We start from the raw sequence: 20,758 nt of genomic DNA on the forward strand, positions 1-20,758 counted from the left end.
GCTTAAAGACATGGCGTAAATGTTACAGCCTAAATTGCTCGCCTAAGTAAACATCGCGTACTGTTTTATCATTTAATACGTGTTCTGGAGTACCTGATGCAATCAGCTCCCCATGAGAAACAATGTAGGCTTTTTCACAAACATCAAGGGTTTCTCTTACGTTATGATCGGTAATTAATACACCAATCCCACGATTTTTAAGATGTTCTATTATTTTCTTTATGTCTAATACCGAAATCGGGTCAACACCTGCAAATGGTTCATCCAGTAATATAAATTTAGGATCTGCTGCCAGCGCACGTGCTATTTCAACACGACGACGTTCGCCACCCGACAATGCCATACCTTGGCTATCACGAATGTGTTGTATGCTAAATTCATCTAATAATTTATCGAGAGTGTCTTCTCTAGCTTGTTTATTTAACTCTTTGCGCGTTTCTAAAATGGCCATTAAGTTTTGATAAACAGTCAGCTTTCTGAATATTGAAGACTCTTGCGGTAAGTAGCCAATGCCTAATCTAGCACGACTATGCATAGGTAAAAGAGTAATATCGTTATCGTCTATCGATATTTTACCTTTGTCGCTAGGTACAAGTCCTACTATCATATAAAACGTGGTAGTTTTACCTGCGCCGTTAGGGCCAAGTAAGCCAACAATACTGCCAGCTTTGACTTCAAGGCCGACGTTTTTTACAACTTCACGGCCTTTATAGCTCTTTGCTAATAGCTCTGCTTTTAATGTGCTCATGGTTGACCTTTGTCGCTTTTTTTACTTTTTTTAGTCTCGATTGGTACTAAAATTGTGTGAACGCGGTCAGTTGAGTTTTCATCTTTTTCGGCACTGATTAGCTGCTGCTCTATATCGTAGGTAATGCTTTTAGCATTTATTTTTTGTCCCGCTTGCGATACTTGTGCATTACCAACAAGCGTTAAAAAACGCTTAGATACATCATAACGTACTTCGTCAGCACTGGCGCTCATAGTCGTGCCATCTGATTGCTTTTCTTCAAAGTGCGCAGGGCTACCTGTAGCAATTAATAATTGTTTATTATCGCCAAGTTCATCGCGTTTATGTACTTCTAAGCGGTCGGCTGTGATACGGCGGTTACCGTGAATAATTTCAACGTTTTTCTCAAAAATCCCGACATTAGCTTTTAATTGACCTTCTTGCTTATCGGCGCTTATTGAAATTTGATTTGCAGCCGGTTGCGTGTTTTGCTCTGCAGCACTACTATTAAACGCTAGTATAAGTGTAGGAATAATAAGTGATTTTAATATTTTATTGGTCATAATATATGGTTCGCGTATGGTTAATTAGTTTTATCACTTCGGTTTTTAAGTCGGCTTCTAGGCCTTTACCAGTGATTTTTAAATTGGGTCCAGTGATGATAACGGGTTGCTCCGAACGCATTGTTAATAGCTTTATATCTACCTGAATATTATCAGCATTGATTTTGTCTATCATGGCGTTATCGGTTAAGTTTTTGGCAACCACATTGCCTTCTAAAATTAATTGTTTGTCTTCGTATAATGTTGCTTCGTCTGCATTTATTTGCCACGTTTGCTTTTCGTTATATAAAGTAAAAATAGGTTTTTCAAAAAACGTAAAACCTAATTGTTGATATAGCTCCATTTTAGCCGCAGTGACTTTGTGGCTAATTTTACCTTGTTCGTCATAGGCTGTTTGTTTGAGTTCTATGGCTATGTAATCAGGCTTGGCAATAACTTCAGGCTCAGTCTGAGGCACAATATTTGTTTGTGTAAAATAAGGGTACCAAAGCCAAACCATACAGCTAATGAATAAAACGCTTAATATTATGCGCGCTGCATTCATGAACTAGTGCCTTGTGTAGTCAATGCTTTACCATTTTCAAGCATAAGTAAGTCGGTGAGCTCTCTTACTGCACCAAAGCCGCCAGGCATTTGCGTTACATAGTGTGATAAACGTTTAATAAGTGGATGGGCATCATTTACTGCAACAGCAAAGCCGACTAATTCCATAACGGGCATGTCAGGACCATCATCACCGATATAAGCAATTTGTTCATCGCTAAGGTTGAGTTTGTCTTTTAGCTCTTGATAGGCAATGAGCTTATTTTCTTGGCCTTGATAAATATGCTGTACGGTTAAGCTGCTCATACGTTGTTGCACTATTTGTGAATGACGACCAGTAATTACAGCCACTTCAAAGCCACTGTTTATAAGCGCTTTAATGCCAAAACCATCTTTTGTATTAAATGCTTTTAGCTCTTCACCTTGATTACCAAGATAAATACGGCCATCAGAAAATACACCATCAATATCGCATATAAGTAGCTTTACTTTTTTAGCGCGTGCTTTTGCATCATCGCTCAGCGGTTGATAGAGTTCTTCAAATTGCATTTATAACACTCCTGCTTTTAATAGGTCTTGCATGTTTAATGCGCCAATAGGTTGGTTTTTATCATTGACGACGATTAAGCCATTTATACGTTTGTGTTCCATAATATTAAGCGCTTCAGCAGCCAAAATATCTTGTGTAGCCGTAGTACATGACTTAGTCATAACAACATCTATTTGTGTTGTATGAATATCAATTCTTTGCTCTAAAATACGACGCAAATCGCCATCGGTAAATAATCCCACGAGCTGCTGATCTTCATCAACAATGGCTGTCATACCTAGCCCTTTAGCAGACATTTCAATAAGGGCGTCTTTAACTGTTTGTGAAACGCTAATAATAGGTGTATTTGCGCCGCTGTGCATAACATCTTTTAAAGTAAGTAATAAGCGCTTGCCTAAACTACCACCTGGGTGAGATAGCGCGAAGTCATCAGCTGTAAACCCGCGAGCTTCTAATAATGCAACTGCCATGGCATCGCCCATCGCAAGCGTTGCAGTGGTACTTGATGTAGGAGCTAGACCCAATGAACAGGCTTCTTTTTCTACTTTAATACACACATGTACATTAGCAAGGGTCGCCATGGTTGATTGCGTATTGCCAGTCATCGATATCATTTTGGCACCAAGTCGTTTTAAAACCGGAATGATATTTAAAACTTCGCTGGTCTCCCCTGAATTAGAAATAAGCATAACCACGTCATTTTTAGTGATCATACCTAAATCACCATGACTTGCTTCACCAGGGTGAACAAAAAATGCTGGACTGCCAGTGCTTGCAAGGGTTGCCGCTATTTTATTGCCAATATGACCTGACTTACCCATACCAATGACAATAATACGGCCTTCGCAGTCGTACATTAATTGGCACGCGTTATGAAAATTTTCATCTACATATTGTGCAATATCACTAAGTGCTTGGCGTTCAACATCTAAAACGCGAAGGCCTTGTTCAATAAAATTTAGCGTTGCCATCATTTACCCTACTTGACTAAAAATATACTCTTGGTAACCCAAAAACGCTATTAGCAATAAGCCGCCTTCTACTCTATTGATACGTTGGGTGCCTCTAAAGTTCAATGACATAATAATTAGGGCAAGTGTTGCGCCAATCATAATTAATACGTCTCGGCTTACTAATGATGGGTCAATGGCAGAAGGGTTAATAATACCGGCAAGTGGTAATACCGCTAGAATATTAAATATGTTTGAGCCAACAATATTACCTAGTGCTAAATCATCTTCATTTTTAAGTACACCTGCAACCGAAGCGGCAAGTTCTGGCAAGCTAGTACCAATGGCAATAATCGTTAAACCAATTACTAGGTCGCTTAAGCCAAAGTATTTAGCAATATCGACAGCCGATCCTATTAAAAAATGAGAGCTAACAGGTAGGAGTATCATGCCGACAACTAACCAAAATACCGCTTTTTTCGTAGGTACATCGTTTGGTACATCGTCGCAGGCTTCTGAGACAAATGGGTCATCTTGGTTTTTTGCACGCATAGATACAATAATTAACCCACCGATGAATACGATAAAGCCAACCAAAAGTGCAACACCTTCATTAAATGAAAAGTAGTTATCTGAGAACACATACCAAGTAACTAAAGATACGAGCATTACCAATGGCATTTCGCGTTTTAATGTACTTGATGAAACTGAAAGAGGGCGAAATAAAGCTGTGATACCTAACACAAGTAAAATGTTTGTAATATTAGAACCAACAGCATTACCAACTGCTGTGTCGGTTTTATTAGCCAAAGCGGCAGAGGCTGAAACCATCATTTCGGGTGCTGAAGAGCCCATAGCTACCACGGTTAAACCAACAATAAGTGTAGGTACACCAAAGTTTTTAGCAAGAGCCGCAGCGCCATAAACAAACCTGTCTGCACTCCAAACAAGAGCTGCAAAACCAAGAATTAAAATAACAAACGAGGTAACCATTGTGTTAAGCCAGTTATACAAAATACGGATGGCGCGAATAGTAACAAAAGCCAAGATGAAAGTATAAATAAAAGAGTAAGGTCAACTACGTAACAATGCTGCTTTTAAACAGCTAATTTAAAAATTTAAGCCGGGGTTAAGCTGTTTTGAGCGAGTCTTATAATCCTTTTCATGGGTGTATTACAAAATCTTACGAATTGTTTTTTCCATCTTTGACAAAAAAGCTTTAAAATAGGTGCACTAGTGAACATTTTTATGGAGAGCGACTTGTCGCAATCAATAGTAGAAGTCAAGGATGTTAGCTTTTCGAGAGGCAATAGAATCATATATAAAAATATGAGTTTTAGCGTTCCTAAAGGTAAAATTACTGCGATCATGGGGCCAAGCGGAATTGGCAAAACCACTATGTTGCGTTTAATTGGTGGTCAGCTTAAACCAGATTCAGGTGATATTTTATTTGAAGGTGGCAGCATTCCTAAAATGTCTCGTAAAGAGTTATACGAAGCACGTACTAAAATGAGCATGCTTTTTCAAAGTGGTGCGCTGTTTACTGATATGTCGGTATTTGACAATATTGCGTTTCCTATAAGAGAGCACACAAAGCTAAGTGAAGACCTTATTCGATTAGTTGTATTAATGAAATTGCAAGCGGTTGGGCTACGTGGCGCTAAAGATTTAATGCCCTCTGAGTTATCGGGCGGTATGGCAAGACGTGCTGCACTTGCGCGCGCTATAGCACTTGATCCAGAGCTAATCATGTACGATGAACCATTTGCAGGACAAGACCCTATTTCGATGGGCGTATTGGTTAAGCTAATTAAGTCGCTTAACGAAGTATTGGGTTTATCGTCTTTAATTGTGACACACGATGTGACAGAGGTAATGAGTATTGCCGATCACGTTATAATTATCGCCGATCAAGGTGTAATTGGTTGTGGTACTCCTGATGAAATGCGCAATCATGAATCTCCTTTAGTTCAACAGTTTTTAAAAGGCTTGTCGGATGGTCCGGTACCATTTCATTTTCCGGCTCAAGCTTATGCAGATGAACTGCTTGGAGAAAAAGCATAATGTTGGATTTATTTCAAAAGCTAGGGCATAAAACGCTAGGACGTTTTGCGGCTCTTGGCCGTTCGGCTTATATGCTGTTTAGTGCGCTTGCGCATGTTCCTAATTTTAAAAAAGGCACACCGTTACTTGTTCGCCAACTTTATATGGTCGGTTCGCAATCGTTGCTGATTATTATGGTGTCGGGTTTGTTTATCGGCATGGTGTTGGCTCTACAAGGTTACACCGTATTAGTTGGTTATGGCGCTGAGGATAGTTTAGGGCCGTTAGTGGCACTGAGTTTATTGCGAGAACTGGGCCCGGTTGTTACTGCATTACTATTTGCAGGACGCGCAGGTAGCGCATTGACTGCTGAAATTGGCTTAATGAAAGCAACAGAGCAACTTTCATCACTTGAGATGATGGCAATCGATCCGCTAAAACGTATTATTGCACCGCGCTTTTGGGCGGGTTTTATAAGCATGCCATTGCTTGCATTGATATTTTCAGCCGTAGCAATCATAGGCGCTCATTTAGTGGGTGTAGATTGGCTGGGGGTTGATACAGGTAGTTTTTGGTCAATCATGCAATCACAAGTGTCGTTTCAGCAAGACATACTAAACGGTATTATTAAGAGTTTTGTATTCGCCATAGTGGTGACCTGGATTGCGCTTTATAAAGGATATGACTGTGTGCCGACCTCAGAAGGGATCAGCAAAGCAACCACCGAAACGGTTGTTCATTCGTCATTAGCAGTTTTAGGTTTTGACTTTATTTTGACAGCGGTAATGTTTACCAGCTAATAGGGTATAGATAATGAATTCACGGAAATTAGAAATTTTAGTTGGTTTTTTTGTAGCACTTGGCATTTTAGCTTTTGCGATGCTCGCACTTAAAGTTGCCAATTCAGGTATTAGTGGCTCTGGCGAAACATATACGCTTAATGCCAAGTTTGAAAACATTGGCTCATTAAAAGCGCGTGCGCCGGTAAAAGTAGGTGGTGTTGTAATTGGTCGTGTTGAATCAATTTATGTACACCCACAAGAGTTTTTACCAGTGGTAAACATGACCATTGATGCACAGTATTTATGTCGTTTTTCAGACACAAGCTCAATCTCTATTTTAACGTCGGGTATTTTAGGTGAGCAGTACTTAGGTATTCACCCTGTCATTTCTCCAGATTCGGCTAAACAACGTTGTTTAGGCGAAACAGTGACTGAAAACAAGCAAGATGAAGCAATTGACGATTTGTTTGGTGTGGAAAGTAAAGCACTAGGTGATGGCGATTCAATTACTGATACTAAGTCTGCCATTGTACTTGAAGAATTAATCGGGCAGTTTTTATTCAACCAAGGTAGTGAGTAATTATTATGTTGAAAAAGTTTTTAGCTATTGTAGCAATTGGCACAATGACGCTAACTCAAAGCGTAAGTGCAGCAGATGTTAAATTGGTTGATCCAAATAAAATGGTACGCCAAGTTGCCGATAATACATTTGCACGTATTAAAAAAGATCAGCCATTAATTGTTAAAAATCAAGAGCATCTTCGCGTAATCGTTGAAGATGAATTAATGCCTTATATCGACTACAAATATGCAGCACTTCGCGTACTAGGTAGTGAAGTATCTAAAGTACGTGCAATTACCGACGAAGCTGAAAAAGCCAAAGCAATTAAAGAAATTCAACGCTTTATTGGTGTTTTTAGAGAGTACTTAGTTGCTACTTATGCAGGTGTATTCACTCAATATACAAACCAAAAAGTTGAGTTTGGTGCAGAACAAGCATTTAAAGGCAAAGATGTCGTTGTCGTTAAAACTAAAATTATTGAAGATGGTAAACCTGATATCAGAATCGATTTTAAAGTACGCGAAGACCGTGACGGTGAATGGCGCGCGTACGATATGATTGCTGAAGGTATTAGTTTACTAGATGCAAAACAAAGTGAGCTACAAGGTATTTTGCGTCAGCAAGGTATTGATAATGTAAGTAACCTTTTAGAGCAAAAGAGTCAGCTACCAGTTCAGTTTAGAGGCAGTAACTCGAATGACTAAATTGGCAATAAGCCAAGTTGATGGACAACATTTTCGAGTAAACGGTGAGCTTACTCGAAATTCAATTGGCGATGAACAGCTTCTGAACAACAAGCTATTAACCAAGCATGAAATCATCTATTTCGACCTAAGTGGTGTATCTAGGGTTGACACAGCGGGCTTAGCTTGGTTAATTCACTCTTTTGCAGAATTAAAGCAGCAAGGCATTCGCCTTGAATTGCAAAACCTACCTGAGCAATTGCAAAATTTAATGCAACTGGGTCAGGTTACAACCCTATTTGAGTGAGAGTTATGGAAACTAGCCAAGTCGAAACATTATTACGCGAAGAACTTCAATTAGCTGAAGTACATGTAAAAGCCAATGGTAGTCATTATGAAGTTGTTGCAGTAGGTGAATGCTTTGACGGTTTAAGCCGAGTTAAAAAGCAGCAGCTAGTTTATGGCCCATTAATGAATACAATTTCAGATGGCACAATTCACGCAGTATCTATTCGTGCATTTACTCCTGTAGAGTGGAAGCGTGAACAAAAATTTATTTTACCGCAATAAATAGGGCCTCTTAATGGATCAATTTGTAATTCAAGGTGGTACTTCACTTGCTGGTGAAGTGACTATTTCTGGCGCTAAAAATGCCGCACTTCCTATTTTGTTTGCTTCATTATTAGCTGATGGAAAAAGTACATTTACTAATGTACCGCGCCTTCGCGATATAGTGACCACTGAAGCCTTATTAAAAACTCTAGGCGCTGATGTTAATTGGCACGGCGATACGCTAGTGATTGACGGCGCAACGGTTAATAAGACATTAGCGCCATACGACTTAGTTAAGCAAATGCGTGCCTCTGTACTTGCATTAGGCCCTTTAGTTGCTCGTTTTGGTGAAGCTCAAGTGTCTTTACCTGGTGGGTGTGCTATTGGTGCTCGCCCTGTTGATATTCATATTCAGGGTTTGGAGCGCATGGGCGCGGTAATTAACGTTGAAAATGGTTATATTAATGCCAAGGTAAACGGTCGCTTAAAAGGCGCTGAAATCTTTATGGAAATGGTAAGCGTAGGCGCTACCGAAAATCTATTGATGGCAGCTGCCCTCGCTGATGGTAAAACCATACTTGATAACGCTGCACGCGAGCCCGAAATAATTGATTTAGCTAACTGCTTAATTGCTATGGGCGCTAAAATTACGGGGGCAGGCACTAGCCGCATTGAAGTTGAAGGCGTTGAGCGTTTAGCAGGATGCGAGCACAGCATTTTACCAGATAGAATAGAAACAGGTACGTTTTTAGTCGCTGCAGCAATGGCAGGCGGTGAAGTACTTTGCAAAAACACTGACTTTCATTCTCTTGAGCCTGTGATTGAAAAGCTACGTGCAACAAATGCACACTTAGAAGTACATAACGACAGTATTTATCTTGATATGCGCGGCCGAGAACTGAGAGCCGTGAATATTAAAACAGCTCCACACCCAGGTTTTCCTACGGATATGCAAGCTCAGTTTACAGCATTAAATGTAGTAGCAAATGGTAGTGCAACGATTACGGAAACGATTTTTGAAAACCGTTTTATGCATGTACCTGAGTTGCAGCGTATGGGCGCTAATATTCGTTTAGAAGGGCATACCGCAATTTGTGGTGAGACTGAGAGCCTAACGGGCGCGCAAGTGATGGCAACCGACCTACGCGCTTCAGCTAGCTTAATCTTAACGGGTATAGTGGCACAGGGTGAAACGGTTGTTGACCGTATTTATCACGTTGATAGAGGTTATCAGCGCATTGAAGATAAGCTAAGTGCGTTGGGTGCAAATATTAAACGTCGAAGTAGTTAAGTAGATATTTAACTAGCTAAGCTATTTTAAAAAGGTCGGATACGCAAATTGCTATCCGACCTTTTTATTGACGATTTATGAAAGTTGGTATTATTTTTTATTAAAGCTTTGTTTCAAGCTCTGCGACAGTCACCATAATCTTTTCTATTTTACCATTCCGGTAAAGCTCAAATTCTATTTCTTTACCTGGTTCTGTATTACCTATTTCTTCCAGCACTTTTTGTGGATTTGCTACCGAAAGCCCTGCAATTTTAATAACAATATCTTGCTCTTCAATACCCGCTTGCCATGCTGGTCCCAAAGGGTCTAAATTAGTAATACGCATGCCAGTAACTGGGGTCAGACTGTCGTTTACTTCCTTGCCGGTACTATCTACTGCTGTGCCTTCAAAGCCTAAATAGCCGCGCACAACGCGACCATGACGAATGAGCTTACCCATTACTTTTTTAGCAAGTGAGTAAGGAACCGCAAAGAATATTCCTTGAATATTCAAGTTCTCACGCGTTTTAAACTGCGCAGAAGTAATGCCGACTAAATCACCATTGGAGTTAACTAATGCGCCGCCAGAGTTGCCCACATTAATAGCCGCATCCATTTGCAATAAGTTATTGTACGGACTGTCTGTAATTTTTTGCTTACCCGTTGCGCTAATAATGCCTTGCGTGATTGTTTGGCCTAAATTAAGCGGGTTACCTATGGCAAGTACAACATCGCCTACACTGGATACATAGCTATCATTTACAGGAATTACCGGAAGGTGATCTGCATTTATTTTAAGTAAGGCTAAATCAGTAATAGTATCAAAACCAATTAGCTGTACATCAAAAAAGCGTCTGCCATCGGTTAGAATAACCATAATTTGATCTGCATTATTAACAACATGGTAGTTGGTAAGAATGTAACCGTCTTGCGACATGATGACGCCAGAGCCTAGCTCTTGTACCGTGTTTTTTCTTTTATAACGAGGTTCTTTGGAGATACTTTCTGAAAAAATAGTAACCACAGAAGGAGCTGCTCGTTTAACTGCATCAGAAAAACTCAGGTGACTCGAACTCATTGCGCTTGGTAGGGGAACATTTGGAAGTAAAGCCGCTCGCATATTAGGGCTGAAAAAAACCACTAAAAAAGCAATACTTAGGCCTGCAAATAAAGGGGGAAGAATAAATTTTATTAGTTTCAGCACGATTTTCTTATTATGTAAGTGAGCAATCTCTTTATGATGACATAAAAAAAATAACAGCGGCAAGTGCCACTGTTATTTTTATTACATTAATAGTGCTATTTATTACTGAATTAAAATAAATATAGACTCACGACCACGTTGCACGCCAAGTACTATATTACCTTTTGTACTGTCGATGATTTTATTCATGTCGCGAATTGTTTCTACTCGTTGACGATTCACTTGCATAATAATATCGCCTTCTTCAAGGCCAACACGGGCAGAAGGTGAACGAGGATCTACAGAAGTAACCTCAACACCTTTATTACTGTTTTTTTGTACATTTTCAAGTGTCGCACCTTGGAATGCAGGATGGAGTTCTTCACCGGTCGCTGTAACACCTGATGCACCATCAAGAGTTACTTTCACTGTTTTAATTTTACCATCGCGGTAAATGCCAAGTTTTATCTCACGGCCTTCACCTAGCGTAGCAATTTTGCTGCGTAGTTCATGAAAGCCACTAATGTCGCCACCGTTTATGCTAACAATAACGTCACCAGCTTCAATTCCTGCCTTACTTGCGGCAGTGTCGTCCATTACTTGCATTACATAAGCACCTTGTTTGACATCAAGTTGCTGTGCTTTTGCAAGTCCTGCATCAAGTGGGCGACCAGAAATGCCTAACGAGCCTCGACGTACTTCACCATGTTCAATAATTTGATCGACTAGATTTTTCATCATATTAGATGGAATCGCAAAACCAATGCCCACGTTGCCGCCAGAAGCACCTAAAATAGCGGTATTAATACCAATCAACTCACCATTGAGGTTAACTAAGGCACCGCCAGAATTACCTTGGTTAATAGCTGCGTCGGTTTGAATGAAATCTTCGTAGCCCTCAATGTTTAAACCACTTCGACCAAGGGCACTAACAATACCTGATGTAACTGTGTGGCTAAGGCCAAATGGGTTACCAATCGCAACCGCAAAGTCGCCCACTCGTAAATTATCTGAGTTGGCGAGTTTGATTTCAGTTAAGTCATCAGCGTCTATTTGTAAAAGAGCGATGTCTGATTCTGTGTCAGTACCAATTTTAGTTGCTTCAAATTCACGGCCATCTTCGAGAGTAACTACCATTTTTTCGGCGTCTTGGATTACGTGGTTATTAGTCACTACATAGCCCTCATCAGCATCGATAATGACCCCAGAACCTAATCCACTAAATTGGCGTTTTTGACTGCGAGGCTGCTGTTGTCCAAAAAAGTATTCGAGTGGATCTGCACGGCGGCGTACTTCTTTAGAGCCTGAAACTTGGATACTTACAACACCAGGAGATATTTTCTCTAGCATGGGGGCAAGAGTGGGTAATTGTTGACCATTTACTGCAATTGGCATTTTTGCATAAGACGCTACAGGGCTCATTAATAAGCTTGTAGATAAAATAGCTGCGCTGATAAGTGATAATTTCATTTTCATAGTCAGGGGTAACTCCACTTAAGATAAAGCAAAAACAAAAAGGGCTACTTTAAAAGCAGCCCTTTTTGGTTTATTAAGATAAAACAACAAAGCTGTTATATCTAAAGACTATGGGGTCTAAAAAAAGTTCATCAAGATACTTTAGAATGTTCTGAAACTTTATTTTGACCAGCAAATAAACCAGATTCACCCGATACATAATCAGCTGGTTGCGCTGCGGCTGAAGAACGATCTGAACGACGTTCTTTTAAAGACGCTTGTAGTTGTTCTGTTGTTTCTTTAGAAAAATAAGGTTCTGCTGGTGCTTTATTTCTATCTTCTAAAAGAAGTTGGTTTGTTTCTTCAACGTGACTAAGCAGTTGATCATAGTTTTCTTTCATTTTATTTACGAGCTTGCCAGTATTCGCTAAATGATCAGCTACATCTTGACGATACTGCTCTAACGCATTTTCAGCTTGCTCTGCCTGCTCTTTTAATTCATCTTGTTTGAATTGTTTTTTAGTAACAAATGCGCCAATAAAAAATGCTACAACAGCAGCAATAACAATTAAACCTACCCACATAACTGTGCCCATAAAAACTACCCCTTTGGGAAAATAACTAACGAATGCCGATTCAATTATAAATCATACTAAGTGTAATATACCCCGAGTTATGATGCGTGTTAATATGCTTTGCAAATTAAACTGTGTTTTAACTGTAAATAGATATGACTCCTTGGCAAACATACCAACAAGACTTAAAGCGAGATGACTTTGTACACGACGCAGCACAAGAAAATGCTGTGCGCCATTTACAACGTCTATACGATGACCTGACTCAGGCAAAGCCAAAACAAAAAGGTTTTTTTGCTAAGTTATTTAGTAAAGATGAACCTGCGCCTATAAAAGGTTTGTACTTTTGGGGTGGAGTAGGGCGTGGTAAAACTTATTTAGTTGACACTTTTTACGAATCACTACCGGGCACACGTAAAATGCGCGTGCACTTTCATCGATTCATGCACCGAGTGCATAATGAGCTTAAAAAACTAAACAATACGGCTAATCCATTAGAAAAAATAGCCGACACTTTCAAAGCTGAAACAGACATAATTTGTTTTGATGAGTTTTTTGTTCAAGACATTACCGATGCTATGTTGCTAGGTGGCTTAATGGAAGCGCTATTTGCACGGGGTATAGTACTTGTTGCTACATCTAATATAGTGCCTGATGAGCTTTACAGAAATGGCTTGCAGCGTGCCCGCTTTGTCCCTGCTATAGAACTGGTTAAGCTCAATACAGAAATAGTTAATGTAGACTCAGGTATTGATTATCGGTTGCGTACCTTAGAGCAAGCCGAAATTTTTCATAGTCCGTTAGATAAAGAAGCGGATAAAAACCTATTTGAATACTTCGATAAGCTATCGTCAGAGCCTGGACAATTAGATGAGCCGATAGAGATAGAAGGTCGTTTAATCAAAACGCGAAAAGTAGCTAAATGCGTGGTGATGTTTGAGTTTAGTGAATTGTGCGAAACAGCGCGTAGTCAGGTTGATTACATGGAGATTAGCCGCTTATATAATACGGTGATTATTTCTAACGTAAAACAGCTTGGGCAAACTAATGATGATGCCGCTAGACGCTTTATTGCTTTAGTGGATGAATTTTACGAGCGCCATGTAACTTTAATTATATCGGCTGAAAAACCTATTACCGAACTTTATACCCAAGGTAATTTAAACTTTGAATTTAAGCGCTGTATAAGCCGTTTGCAAGAAATGCAGTCTCTAGAGTATTTAGCTAGAGAGCATTTGGTTTAAATTAGTAGGTAAAAGTGTAATAGGTTAGCCATTAAAAATAAGAGGTGCATATATAGTACTTCTTATTTCTAAAATTTCTTGTGGAAAAAACAACCGGCGAGTAGCAATGTGTTTTAAGTGCTGGTATACTCCCGCGTCTGCCACGTTGCGTTCTATGCCCTCATATAGTCTAGCCACTTGTGAGCGGCGCAAAAGTCTAAAACTCGAAGGGGTTATAGCAAACTTAGAGCAGTAGTTAATATTAACTACTTGTGGTTTTAATTGAAAAACATTGGATTTTTATAAATGAAAACGTTTGTTGCTAAACCAGAAACAGTAAAACGTGACTGGTACGTAGTTGACGCTGAAGGTAAAACTTTAGGTCGCATCGCTACTGAAATCGCTCATCGCCTACGCGGTAAGCATAAAGTTGAATATACACCGCACGTAGATACTGGTGATTATATCATCGTTATCAACGCTGAAAAAGTTACTGTAACTGGTAACAAATTCAAAAACAAAGTGTACTATTCACACTCTGGTTTTCCAGGTGGTCTTAAGTCTACTACTTTTGATAAACTTCAAGCTGCAAAGCCTGAAATGATCATCGAGAAGGCTGTTAAGGGCATGTTGCCACGTGGTCCTTTAGGCCGCGCTATGTACCGTAAACTTAAAGTTTACACAGGTACTGAGCACAACCATGCTGCACAACAGCCTCAGGTTCTAGACATTTAAGGAGCACCATCATGGCAAATCAATACTACGGTACAGGTCGTCGTAAAAGTTCAAGTGCTCGCGTATTCTTACGCCCAGGCACTGGTAACATCGTAATCAACAAACGCTCTCTAGAAGAGTATTTTGGTCGCGAAACAGCACGCATGGTTGTTCATCAAGCTCTTGAGCTAGTTGATATGACTGAAAAATTTGACCTTTACATCACCGTTTCTGGTGGTGGTACAACTGGTCAAGCTGGTGCTATCCGTCATGGTATCACTCGTGCACTTATGGAGTTTGACGAATCATTACGTTCACAACTTCGTAAAGCAGGTTTTGTTACACGTGATGCACGTAAAGTTGAACGTAAGAAAGTGGGTCTTAAGAAAGCGCGTAAGCGTCCACAGTTCTCAAAACGTTAATCTATACGTTATCAAGAATTCAAAAACCCAGCTTATGCTGGGTTTTTTGTTTTTAAATCAAAATGTTTACATTTGCAACTTAATATAAAGTTATTTATATCGACGGTGATACTGGGTGATTGCAGCAATTAATGATGATCAAATTGATTAATAACTGCGTATTAATCAAACGAAAGTTAAAAAACACTCAGATAGCTGCAAAAAAGTTAAATAATTATCGTAATTAGTTTAAATCCATCAGTTAATTGGTGGAATTTTTTGCTACAATTGGCATTGAAGTAAAATGAGTGAGTTTAACCGCACTATGTACAGTTTTTACTGTTTCCTCTTAGTGGTGTTGATCTTGGTCAGTATATTGTTTTTACAGAAGCGTTATTATAGTCGTTCGGCTTTATTCTCGAGCTTACTTAATCAAGTTTTGATCAAGTTAGTTTTATTCGAGCATAGGGCTTTGAATAACCTTGTTTTAATCAAGGGTTTTAATTATGATCGCTTCTATTTTAAAAATTCGAATAATTAACCTGCTGTAACTGATGTTCTCAATATAGCAAGTGTTGAGAATCATAGTGGAGATAAGTGGATGAGCAATGCGCCTGTAGACAATGGCCGACGTCGCTTTTTAACCATAGCTACCTCTGTTGTAGGTGGTGTTGGTGCGGCTGGGGCTGCTGTTCCTTTTATTGCGTCTTGGAATCCAAGTGAGCGAGCTAAATCTGCGGGTGCGCCTGTAGAAGTAGATATCAGCAAACTTGAACCGGGACAATTAATACGTGTCGAGTGGCGTGGTAAACCTGTATGGGTTGTATCACGGACCCCAAAAATGCTTGAGCAAATGAAAGAACATGAAGGTCAACTTCGTGATCCGCATTCGCAAGAGCCACAACAATTAGAATCATCAACAAATGATTACCGTTCATTACGTCCAGAAATCTTTCTGGCTGTAGGTATTTGTACGCATTTAGGGTGTTCACCTGGCTTTTTCCAAGGTAACTTTAGTGAGAAAGTTGAAGGAACCGATGATGGCTTCTATTGCCCATGTCATGGTTCTAAATTTGATATGGCTGGCCGTGTATTTCAATCGGTACCTGCTCCATTAAACTTAGAGATACCACCTTATACTTTTCTTGATGAGACCACTATTTTAGTGGGCGAAGAAAAAGGGGCAGCCTAATGTTTGGTAAGATTATTGGTTGGATAGACGACCGTATCCCAATGACACGTGTTTGGAACATGCATATTGCACAGTATCCAGCACCTAAAAACTTCAACTTCTGGTACTTTTTTGGCTCATTAGCCATGTTGGTACTAGTAAACCAAATCCTAACAGGTATTTGGTTAACGATGAACTTTGTTCCGTCTTCTGAAGGTGCATTCGCTTCAGTAGAATACATCATGCGTGATGTAGAATATGGCTGGTTATTACGTTACTTGCACTCAACCGGTGCATCAGCGTTTTTCATCGTTGTATATATGCATATGTTCCGTGGCATGATCTACGGTTCTTATCAAAAACCACGTGAGTTACTGTGGTTATTTGGTATGTTTATTTTCTTAGCGCTAATGGCTGAAGCATTCATGGGGTATTTATTACCATGGGGGCAAATGTCGTTCTGGGGTGCACAGGTAATCATCTCCTTATTCGGGGCTATTCCGGTTATTGGTGATGACTTAACACTTTGGATCCGTGGTGACTATGTAATATCAGGTGCAACGCTTAACCGCTTCTTTGCATTACATGTAATTGCACTACCACTGGTTATTGTAATCTTAGTTTTCTTACACATTGTTGCTCTACACGAAGTGGGTTCAAATAACCCTGAAGGTATTGAGATTAAACGTAAGAAAGGCTCAGTAGCTGAAGAAGATAAGCCTAAATTTAAATTTCATGAGTATTACACTGACAAGAAAGATATTGTTGATGCGATACCGTTCCACCCTTACTACACAGTTAAAGATATTGTGGGTGTGGTTGGTTTCTTAATATTGTTCTGTTGGGTTGTGTTCTTTATGCCAGCGATGAATGGCTTCTTTTTAGAAGGTCCAAACTTCGAGGCAGCTAACCCACTTAAAACACCTGAGCATATTTTCCCGGTTTGGTACTTTACGCCATTCTATGCAATCTTACGTGCAATCCCTGATAAGTTAATCGGTGTTGCGGCGATGGGTGCATCGATTGTGGTACTTGCGTTACTACCTTGGGTAGACCGTGGTAGAGTTAAATCGGTTCGTTACCGTTGTGGTTTCCATAAATGGAACATTGCAGGTTTTGTTGTAACTTTCGTTCTTCTAGGTTGGGTGGGTGCAACTCCACAAACTGATATGAAAACGATTATTTCTCAAATCTGTACTGTGACTTACTTTATGTTCTTCGTACTGTTGTTTGTATACAGTAAGAACGAAAAAACTAAGCCATTGCCAGAGAGGTTAACGAAATGATGAAGAAGCTTATTATTGGTTTATTTGCTTTATCAGTAAACTTGTTGCCGAACATGGTTATGGCAGCGGGTCCATCGGTTCCTTTAATGGAAGCGAACAACGACCTTACTGATCAACCATCTTTACAACGCGGTGCAAAGTTGTTCATGAACTACTGTCTTGGTTGTCACCAAATGCAGTATCAACGTTATGAACGTACTTTTCGTGATATCGGTATTCCAACAGAGGTTGGTTTAGAGCAGTTGATTTTTGACGGCTCTAAAGTAGGTAGTCATATTACTAACGCGATTACAAAAGACGATGCAGCAAAATGGTTTGGTGCGGCTCCGCCGGATTTAACTCTAATTGCTCGTGTAAAATCACCAGATTATATTTACACGTACTTAAAATCGTTTTATAAAGATGAATCTCGTCCGTTTGGGGTTAACAACATTGTTTTCCCATCGGTAGGTATGCCTCACGTTCTTCAAGAACTACAAGGTTTACCAACACCTATCACTAAAGAAGTACAAGAGCATGGTCACACTGTGACTAAAGTTATTGCTACTGAAACAGATGGTACGGGCGAATTAAGCATAGATGAATACGACCAAGCGGCTCGTGATTTAACAAACTTCCTTGAGTACGTGGGTGAACCTTCACGTCTTGAATCGGAAGCGCTAGGTATTAAGGTAATAGGATTTTTAATTATCCTGTTTATCTTGGCATTTATGCTTAAGAAAGAATACTGGAGAGATGTTCATTAGGTTGAACATTTTTAAAGGTAATTTTGCAATAGGGGCTTAAGCCCCTTTTGCTGTTTTAGTTATTTAATGGAGGTATAGGCATGGCCGTAGCTGCCAATAAGCGCCCTGTAATGACCCTTTTTTCTGGTGCTAACTGTATGTATAGCCACCAAGTACGTATTGTACTTGCGGAAAAAGGTGTAAGTGTAGATATTCATTTGGCTGAAAAAGATAACTTGCCAGAAGCACTTCACGAAATTAACCCTTACGGTACAGTGCCAACACTGATTGACCGTGAGCTTGGTTTATACCAGGCAAACATCATCATGGAATACCTTGATGAACGTTTTCCTCATCCTCCACTAATGCCTGTTTACCCGGTAATGCGTGGTCGTAGCCGCTTAATGATGCATCGTATTGATACTGATTGGTACAGCCTAGCTGACAAAATCAGTAACAACACGTCAGACGCTGCTCAAGCTCGTAAAGAGCTAACAGAAGCATTGCTTGCTGTAGCACCTATTTTTAGCGAAGCACCTTACTTTATGAGTGAAGAGTTTAGCTTAGTAGACTGTTATTTAGCTCCACTATTATGGCGTTTACCAGAGTTTGGTATTGAGCTTAATGGTGCAGGTTCTAAAGAGCTTAAAGAGTACATGATCCGTTTATTTGAACGTGAGTCATTCCAAGCCTCTTTAACTGAAGCTGAGCGTGAGATCCGTTTATAATGACGCCTAATCGTCCTTATTTATTACGTGCTTTTTTTGATTGGATAGTCGATAACGAGTGTACACCGCATTTAGTGGTAGACGCTGGATTTGCAAATGTACAAGTGCCAACACAATTTGTTCAAGACGGACAAATTGTTTTAAACATAAGTCCATCAGCGGTCACACAGTTTTCGTTAGACTTAACCCAACTTAGCTTCAGTGCGCGCTTTGGTGGTCAGCCAATGCAAGTGTATGTACCTCTAGGTGCTGTGCTTGCAATATACGCGCGTGAAAATGGCGAAGGAACAGTCTTTACCGCAGATGAGTTTTTAGAGGACGAAGACGATTTTGTGCCAGAGCTTGAAAGTGTTGATTCATCAGCTGAGTATATTGATGAAACACCACCAGAAAAGCCTGAGAAGAAAAAAGGCTCTCATTTACGTGTTATTAAATAATAAGTAAATGCCAAAAAAAACCGCTGAATAAGCGGTTTTTTTATGTCTGTATTTTGTGTTTACAAGTATTCAAATACTTTAATTACACGCTCTACGCCAGAAACATTGCGGGCAATATTTACAGCTTGAGTTGACTCAGAGTCAGATACTAAGCCCATTAAAAAAACTTCAGCATTTTCTGTCACTACTTTAATGTTATTACTGCTAATGTCTTTTGCTGTTAGTAGCTGGGCTTTTACTTTAGAAGTTAGCCAAGAGTCGTGAGTTTGTGTAGTAATGCCAGTATTTGAGCCAATACGAATTTGGTTATGTATTTTACGAATACCTGAAACGCCCTCAATGGTGCGCTGCGCTTCGTTTCTCATTTCTTCGTTAGATACTTGGCCAACAAGTAAAACAATACCGTTAACGCTTACAGCGCTTATATTGGCAAACTTTTCAAGACGTTCTACTTCGCTAAGTGCAATACTGGCTTTTATTTCAATATTGTTATCGTCAATTTGAGAGCCAATGGTACGGCGGTCGTTCGCTGCAGTTACTGCACTGGCTGTACCTGCAACAACAGCGGCTGCGCAGCCTTGCAGTAATACAACAGTACCTAAAACAATAAGAGAGTGTTTAAACATAATTTTCATCCTGAGGGAAAAGCGTTAAATCAACAAGTTCGCTTAAACAATGTAAGTTAACTAAATGGGATTCGATAATGCGGCTAGGGCGTTTAGATGGCGATCTAATTTCAACATCGTTAGGTCCAAGTAGGCCTACCAACTCGCCACCATCATCACCAACCATAACTATGACCTTCATATCTTTAGTTAGTGCAGCTTCAACGGCAGAAATAACATGTTTTTCGTTGCCGTTTATAGCCAATACAAGCAATAAATCACCTTGTTGGGCAAAAGCGCGGACTTGGCGAGCAAATGTATCGTGATCGTCTACTTGAGTACTTTGCCCAAGATTAACGTTTTCTTGCGATAGAGCAATTGCAGGTAAGCAGGGACGTTCGGTTTCATAATGATTAACCAACACACCCGCCATATGCTGAGCGAGCATGTGGCAATTTGCAGTACCGCAGCAAATGAGTTTATTTCCGTTGATCAGACTTTGTGCAATAGTAAATGCAGCTGACTCAAGCGCACTAGGTAGCACTTCACCAGCAGCGATTTGAACTTGAATGCTTTCTGTAAAAATTTCTTTAATTGTGTCTTGCATAGCCTACCAATAATTTATCTTTGTATTTGCGTTTAAAATACATTTTTAAGCCAATTAATATTAGGAGATGCTTCTCCTGTAATGGCTACATAATCAATTCTTAGAGCTTGGTTAGTTAAATTTTTAGCTGCTAAGTAATGATAAATACTACGTTTTAATCGAGCTTGTTTTTGTGGACTAAGCGCATAGTTGGCACCGCCACGAGCATTATTTTTGCGAAACTTAACCTCAACGAATACAAGGGTATCGCCTTCTTTCATAATGACATCAAGCTCACCAAAGGGGCAGTAATAATTACGTTCTATGGGTGTTAGCCCTTGAGTAACTAAGTATTTTTGCGCTTCAAGCTCATAATACTGGCCTTTTTCGCGACTATTGTGCCACAGCTCTTTAAACCACGACATGCCGCCCCCTTAATTAAAT

General features: G+C 39.8%; 27 protein-coding genes. 15 read left to right on the forward strand and 12 right to left on the reverse strand.

What is annotated here, in order from left to right; genetic code table 11:
- Positions 1 to 22 precede the first annotated feature (22 nt).
- The 6 genes from lptB to I6F54_RS03650 are packed head-to-tail and all read right to left on the reverse strand — an operon-like array spanning position 23 to position 4,326.
- Complete coding sequence (gene lptB / locus I6F54_RS03625) at positions 23 to 748, reverse strand: LPS export ABC transporter ATP-binding protein (protein ID WP_007580304.1); 726 nt, start codon at positions 746 to 748, stop codon at positions 23 to 25.
- Entirely contained in the window at positions 745 to 1,290 is a 546-nt protein-coding gene (lptA, locus tag I6F54_RS03630; protein WP_024590191.1) for a lipopolysaccharide transport periplasmic protein LptA, read from the reverse strand. The genes lptB and lptA overlap by 4 nt, the downstream gene beginning before the upstream one ends.
- On the reverse strand, positions 1,280 to 1,834 hold the full coding sequence (gene lptC / locus I6F54_RS03635; RefSeq protein ID WP_007580308.1) for an LPS export ABC transporter periplasmic protein LptC: 555 nt from the start codon (positions 1,832 to 1,834) through the stop codon (positions 1,280 to 1,282). The genes lptA and lptC overlap by 11 nt, the downstream gene beginning before the upstream one ends.
- On the reverse strand, positions 1,831 to 2,382 hold the full coding sequence (kdsC, locus tag I6F54_RS03640) for a 3-deoxy-manno-octulosonate-8-phosphatase KdsC (RefSeq protein WP_007580311.1): 552 nt from the start codon (positions 2,380 to 2,382) through the stop codon (positions 1,831 to 1,833). The genes lptC and kdsC overlap by 4 nt, the downstream gene beginning before the upstream one ends.
- Complete coding sequence (locus I6F54_RS03645; RefSeq protein ID WP_165727702.1) at positions 2,383 to 3,354, reverse strand: KpsF/GutQ family sugar-phosphate isomerase; 972 nt, start codon at positions 3,352 to 3,354, stop codon at positions 2,383 to 2,385.
- Between the two features lie 3 nt (positions 3,355 to 3,357).
- A complete protein-coding gene (locus I6F54_RS03650; RefSeq protein ID WP_197139784.1) occupies positions 3,358 to 4,326 on the reverse strand; it encodes a calcium/sodium antiporter in 969 nt (322 codons plus the stop codon).
- Positions 4,327 to 4,581: 255 nt separating this feature from the next.
- On the opposite strand from I6F54_RS03650, the gene I6F54_RS03655 reads away from it, so the two are divergent.
- The 7 genes from I6F54_RS03655 to murA are packed head-to-tail and all read left to right on the forward strand — an operon-like array spanning position 4,582 to position 9,246.
- Entirely contained in the window at positions 4,582 to 5,397 is an 816-nt protein-coding gene (locus tag I6F54_RS03655; RefSeq protein ID WP_165727701.1) for an ATP-binding cassette domain-containing protein, read from the forward strand.
- Positions 5,397 to 6,176 (forward strand): lipid asymmetry maintenance ABC transporter permease subunit MlaE, encoded by a 780-nt coding sequence (mlaE, locus tag I6F54_RS03660; RefSeq protein ID WP_002957949.1) that lies wholly within the window; start codon positions 5,397 to 5,399, stop codon positions 6,174 to 6,176. The genes I6F54_RS03655 and mlaE overlap by 1 nt, the downstream gene beginning before the upstream one ends.
- Positions 6,177 to 6,189: 13 nt before the next feature.
- Positions 6,190 to 6,738 (forward strand): outer membrane lipid asymmetry maintenance protein MlaD, encoded by a 549-nt coding sequence (gene mlaD / locus I6F54_RS03665; protein WP_002957950.1) that lies wholly within the window; start codon positions 6,190 to 6,192, stop codon positions 6,736 to 6,738.
- Between the two features lie 5 nt (positions 6,739 to 6,743).
- Complete coding sequence (locus tag I6F54_RS03670) at positions 6,744 to 7,424, forward strand: MlaC/ttg2D family ABC transporter substrate-binding protein (protein WP_165739997.1); 681 nt, start codon at positions 6,744 to 6,746, stop codon at positions 7,422 to 7,424.
- A complete protein-coding gene (locus tag I6F54_RS03675) occupies positions 7,417 to 7,710 on the forward strand; it encodes an STAS domain-containing protein (RefSeq protein ID WP_197139786.1) in 294 nt (97 codons plus the stop codon). The genes I6F54_RS03670 and I6F54_RS03675 overlap by 8 nt, the downstream gene beginning before the upstream one ends.
- A gap of 5 nt (positions 7,711 to 7,715) precedes the next feature.
- The gene (locus I6F54_RS03680; protein WP_002957953.1) at positions 7,716 to 7,973 is read left to right on the forward strand and encodes a BolA family protein; all 258 of its coding nucleotides are present in this window, start codon (positions 7,716 to 7,718) and stop codon (positions 7,971 to 7,973) included.
- A gap of 13 nt (positions 7,974 to 7,986) precedes the next feature.
- Complete coding sequence (gene murA, locus I6F54_RS03685; protein ID WP_165727693.1) at positions 7,987 to 9,246, forward strand: UDP-N-acetylglucosamine 1-carboxyvinyltransferase; 1,260 nt, start codon at positions 7,987 to 7,989, stop codon at positions 9,244 to 9,246.
- A 100-nt stretch (positions 9,247 to 9,346) separates the two neighbouring features.
- Here murA and I6F54_RS03690 read toward each other — a convergent pair whose 3' ends face one another.
- The 3 genes from I6F54_RS03690 to I6F54_RS03700 all read right to left on the reverse strand — a co-directional run bounded on the left by I6F54_RS03690 (position 9,347) and on the right by I6F54_RS03700 (position 12,459).
- Positions 9,347 to 10,429 carry a trypsin-like peptidase domain-containing protein gene (locus I6F54_RS03690; protein ID WP_165727692.1) on the reverse strand — a complete coding sequence of 361 codons (1,083 nt, stop codon included), beginning with the start codon at positions 10,427 to 10,429 and terminating at the stop codon, positions 9,347 to 9,349.
- Between the two features lie 102 nt (positions 10,430 to 10,531).
- The gene (locus I6F54_RS03695) at positions 10,532 to 11,884 is read right to left on the reverse strand and encodes a Do family serine endopeptidase (protein WP_010554276.1); all 1,353 of its coding nucleotides are present in this window, start codon (positions 11,882 to 11,884) and stop codon (positions 10,532 to 10,534) included.
- A 131-nt stretch (positions 11,885 to 12,015) separates the two neighbouring features.
- On the reverse strand, positions 12,016 to 12,459 hold the full coding sequence (locus I6F54_RS03700; RefSeq protein ID WP_007580324.1) for a YhcB family protein: 444 nt from the start codon (positions 12,457 to 12,459) through the stop codon (positions 12,016 to 12,018).
- A gap of 134 nt (positions 12,460 to 12,593) precedes the next feature.
- On the opposite strand from I6F54_RS03700, the gene zapE reads away from it, so the two are divergent.
- The 8 genes from zapE to I6F54_RS03740 all read left to right on the forward strand — a co-directional run bounded on the left by zapE (position 12,594) and on the right by I6F54_RS03740 (position 19,123).
- Positions 12,594 to 13,682, forward strand: a complete 1,089-nt coding sequence (gene zapE / locus I6F54_RS03705; RefSeq protein WP_010554277.1) for a cell division protein ZapE — start codon at positions 12,594 to 12,596, stop codon at positions 13,680 to 13,682.
- A 285-nt stretch (positions 13,683 to 13,967) separates the two neighbouring features.
- The gene (rplM, locus tag I6F54_RS03710; protein WP_007378318.1) at positions 13,968 to 14,396 is read left to right on the forward strand and encodes a 50S ribosomal protein L13; all 429 of its coding nucleotides are present in this window, start codon (positions 13,968 to 13,970) and stop codon (positions 14,394 to 14,396) included.
- An 8-nt stretch (positions 14,397 to 14,404) separates the two neighbouring features.
- Complete coding sequence (rpsI, locus tag I6F54_RS03715) at positions 14,405 to 14,797, forward strand: 30S ribosomal protein S9 (protein ID WP_024590200.1); 393 nt, start codon at positions 14,405 to 14,407, stop codon at positions 14,795 to 14,797.
- Positions 14,798 to 15,377: 580 nt separating this feature from the next.
- On the forward strand, positions 15,378 to 15,968 hold the full coding sequence (petA, locus tag I6F54_RS03720; RefSeq protein WP_007580333.1) for a ubiquinol-cytochrome c reductase iron-sulfur subunit: 591 nt from the start codon (positions 15,378 to 15,380) through the stop codon (positions 15,966 to 15,968).
- Positions 15,968 to 17,233 carry a cytochrome b gene (locus I6F54_RS03725; protein WP_007580335.1) on the forward strand — a complete coding sequence of 422 codons (1,266 nt, stop codon included), beginning with the start codon at positions 15,968 to 15,970 and terminating at the stop codon, positions 17,231 to 17,233. The genes petA and I6F54_RS03725 overlap by 1 nt, the downstream gene beginning before the upstream one ends.
- Complete coding sequence (locus tag I6F54_RS03730; protein WP_007580337.1) at positions 17,230 to 17,979, forward strand: cytochrome c1; 750 nt, start codon at positions 17,230 to 17,232, stop codon at positions 17,977 to 17,979. The genes I6F54_RS03725 and I6F54_RS03730 overlap by 4 nt, the downstream gene beginning before the upstream one ends.
- 80 nt (positions 17,980 to 18,059) lie before the next feature.
- Entirely contained in the window at positions 18,060 to 18,686 is a 627-nt protein-coding gene (sspA, locus tag I6F54_RS03735; protein ID WP_002957965.1) for a stringent starvation protein SspA, read from the forward strand.
- Complete coding sequence (locus I6F54_RS03740; protein ID WP_024593995.1) at positions 18,686 to 19,123, forward strand: ClpXP protease specificity-enhancing factor; 438 nt, start codon at positions 18,686 to 18,688, stop codon at positions 19,121 to 19,123. The genes sspA and I6F54_RS03740 overlap by 1 nt, the downstream gene beginning before the upstream one ends.
- Before the next feature lie 59 nt (positions 19,124 to 19,182).
- Here the strand turns inward: I6F54_RS03740 and dolP are convergent, their stop codons facing one another.
- The 3 genes from dolP to I6F54_RS03755 are packed head-to-tail and all read right to left on the reverse strand — an operon-like array spanning position 19,183 to position 20,739.
- Positions 19,183 to 19,749 carry a division/outer membrane stress-associated lipid-binding lipoprotein gene (dolP, locus tag I6F54_RS03745; protein WP_165727690.1) on the reverse strand — a complete coding sequence of 189 codons (567 nt, stop codon included), beginning with the start codon at positions 19,747 to 19,749 and terminating at the stop codon, positions 19,183 to 19,185.
- Positions 19,742 to 20,335 (reverse strand): SIS domain-containing protein, encoded by a 594-nt coding sequence (locus I6F54_RS03750; RefSeq protein WP_002957968.1) that lies wholly within the window; start codon positions 20,333 to 20,335, stop codon positions 19,742 to 19,744. The genes dolP and I6F54_RS03750 overlap by 8 nt, the downstream gene beginning before the upstream one ends.
- A gap of 32 nt (positions 20,336 to 20,367) precedes the next feature.
- Complete coding sequence (locus I6F54_RS03755; protein WP_010554278.1) at positions 20,368 to 20,739, reverse strand: YraN family protein; 372 nt, start codon at positions 20,737 to 20,739, stop codon at positions 20,368 to 20,370.
- Between the last annotated feature and the right edge of the window lie 19 nt (positions 20,740 to 20,758).

Origin of the sequence: Pseudoalteromonas sp. SWXJZ10B, from assembly GCF_015864475.1 — a bacterium.
Taxonomy (GTDB): domain Bacteria; phylum Pseudomonadota; class Gammaproteobacteria; order Enterobacterales; family Alteromonadaceae; genus Pseudoalteromonas; species Pseudoalteromonas arctica.

What these genes read in the sequence shown, in the direction of transcription:
- zapE (WP_010554277.1), top strand. Translation starts at nt 12,594, where the DNA reads ATGACTCCTTGGCAAACATACCAACAAGACTTAAAGCGAGATGACTTT.
- I6F54_RS03700 (WP_007580324.1), bottom strand. Translation starts at nt 12,459, where the DNA reads ATGGGCACAGTTATGTGGGTAGGTTTAATTGTTATTGCTGCTGTTGTA.
- I6F54_RS03755 (WP_010554278.1), bottom strand. Translation starts at nt 20,739, where the DNA reads ATGTCGTGGTTTAAAGAGCTGTGGCACAATAGTCGCGAAAAAGGCCAG.
- I6F54_RS03740 (WP_024593995.1), top strand. Translation starts at nt 18,686, where the DNA reads ATGACGCCTAATCGTCCTTATTTATTACGTGCTTTTTTTGATTGGATA.
- I6F54_RS03675 (WP_197139786.1), top strand. Translation starts at nt 7,417, where the DNA reads ATGACTAAATTGGCAATAAGCCAAGTTGATGGACAACATTTTCGAGTA.
- murA (WP_165727693.1), top strand. Translation starts at nt 7,987, where the DNA reads ATGGATCAATTTGTAATTCAAGGTGGTACTTCACTTGCTGGTGAAGTG.
- I6F54_RS03645 (WP_165727702.1), bottom strand. Translation starts at nt 3,354, where the DNA reads ATGGCAACGCTAAATTTTATTGAACAAGGCCTTCGCGTTTTAGATGTT.
- dolP (WP_165727690.1), bottom strand. Translation starts at nt 19,749, where the DNA reads ATGTTTAAACACTCTCTTATTGTTTTAGGTACTGTTGTATTACTGCAA.
- I6F54_RS03650 (WP_197139784.1), bottom strand. Translation starts at nt 4,326, where the DNA reads ATGGTTACCTCGTTTGTTATTTTAATTCTTGGTTTTGCAGCTCTTGTT.
- mlaD (WP_002957950.1), top strand. Translation starts at nt 6,190, where the DNA reads ATGAATTCACGGAAATTAGAAATTTTAGTTGGTTTTTTTGTAGCACTT.
- petA (WP_007580333.1), top strand. Translation starts at nt 15,378, where the DNA reads ATGAGCAATGCGCCTGTAGACAATGGCCGACGTCGCTTTTTAACCATA.
- mlaE (WP_002957949.1), top strand. Translation starts at nt 5,397, where the DNA reads ATGTTGGATTTATTTCAAAAGCTAGGGCATAAAACGCTAGGACGTTTT.
- kdsC (WP_007580311.1), bottom strand. Translation starts at nt 2,382, where the DNA reads ATGCAATTTGAAGAACTCTATCAACCGCTGAGCGATGATGCAAAAGCA.
- I6F54_RS03730 (WP_007580337.1), top strand. Translation starts at nt 17,230, where the DNA reads ATGATGAAGAAGCTTATTATTGGTTTATTTGCTTTATCAGTAAACTTG.
- lptA (WP_024590191.1), bottom strand. Translation starts at nt 1,290, where the DNA reads ATGACCAATAAAATATTAAAATCACTTATTATTCCTACACTTATACTA.
- I6F54_RS03750 (WP_002957968.1), bottom strand. Translation starts at nt 20,335, where the DNA reads ATGCAAGACACAATTAAAGAAATTTTTACAGAAAGCATTCAAGTTCAA.
- I6F54_RS03670 (WP_165739997.1), top strand. Translation starts at nt 6,744, where the DNA reads ATGTTGAAAAAGTTTTTAGCTATTGTAGCAATTGGCACAATGACGCTA.
- I6F54_RS03695 (WP_010554276.1), bottom strand. Translation starts at nt 11,884, where the DNA reads ATGAAAATGAAATTATCACTTATCAGCGCAGCTATTTTATCTACAAGC.
- sspA (WP_002957965.1), top strand. Translation starts at nt 18,060, where the DNA reads ATGGCCGTAGCTGCCAATAAGCGCCCTGTAATGACCCTTTTTTCTGGT.
- I6F54_RS03725 (WP_007580335.1), top strand. Translation starts at nt 15,968, where the DNA reads ATGTTTGGTAAGATTATTGGTTGGATAGACGACCGTATCCCAATGACA.
- I6F54_RS03680 (WP_002957953.1), top strand. Translation starts at nt 7,716, where the DNA reads ATGGAAACTAGCCAAGTCGAAACATTATTACGCGAAGAACTTCAATTA.
- lptC (WP_007580308.1), bottom strand. Translation starts at nt 1,834, where the DNA reads ATGAATGCAGCGCGCATAATATTAAGCGTTTTATTCATTAGCTGTATG.
- lptB (WP_007580304.1), bottom strand. Translation starts at nt 748, where the DNA reads ATGAGCACATTAAAAGCAGAGCTATTAGCAAAGAGCTATAAAGGCCGT.
- I6F54_RS03655 (WP_165727701.1), top strand. Translation starts at nt 4,582, where the DNA reads ATGGAGAGCGACTTGTCGCAATCAATAGTAGAAGTCAAGGATGTTAGC.
- rplM (WP_007378318.1), top strand. Translation starts at nt 13,968, where the DNA reads ATGAAAACGTTTGTTGCTAAACCAGAAACAGTAAAACGTGACTGGTAC.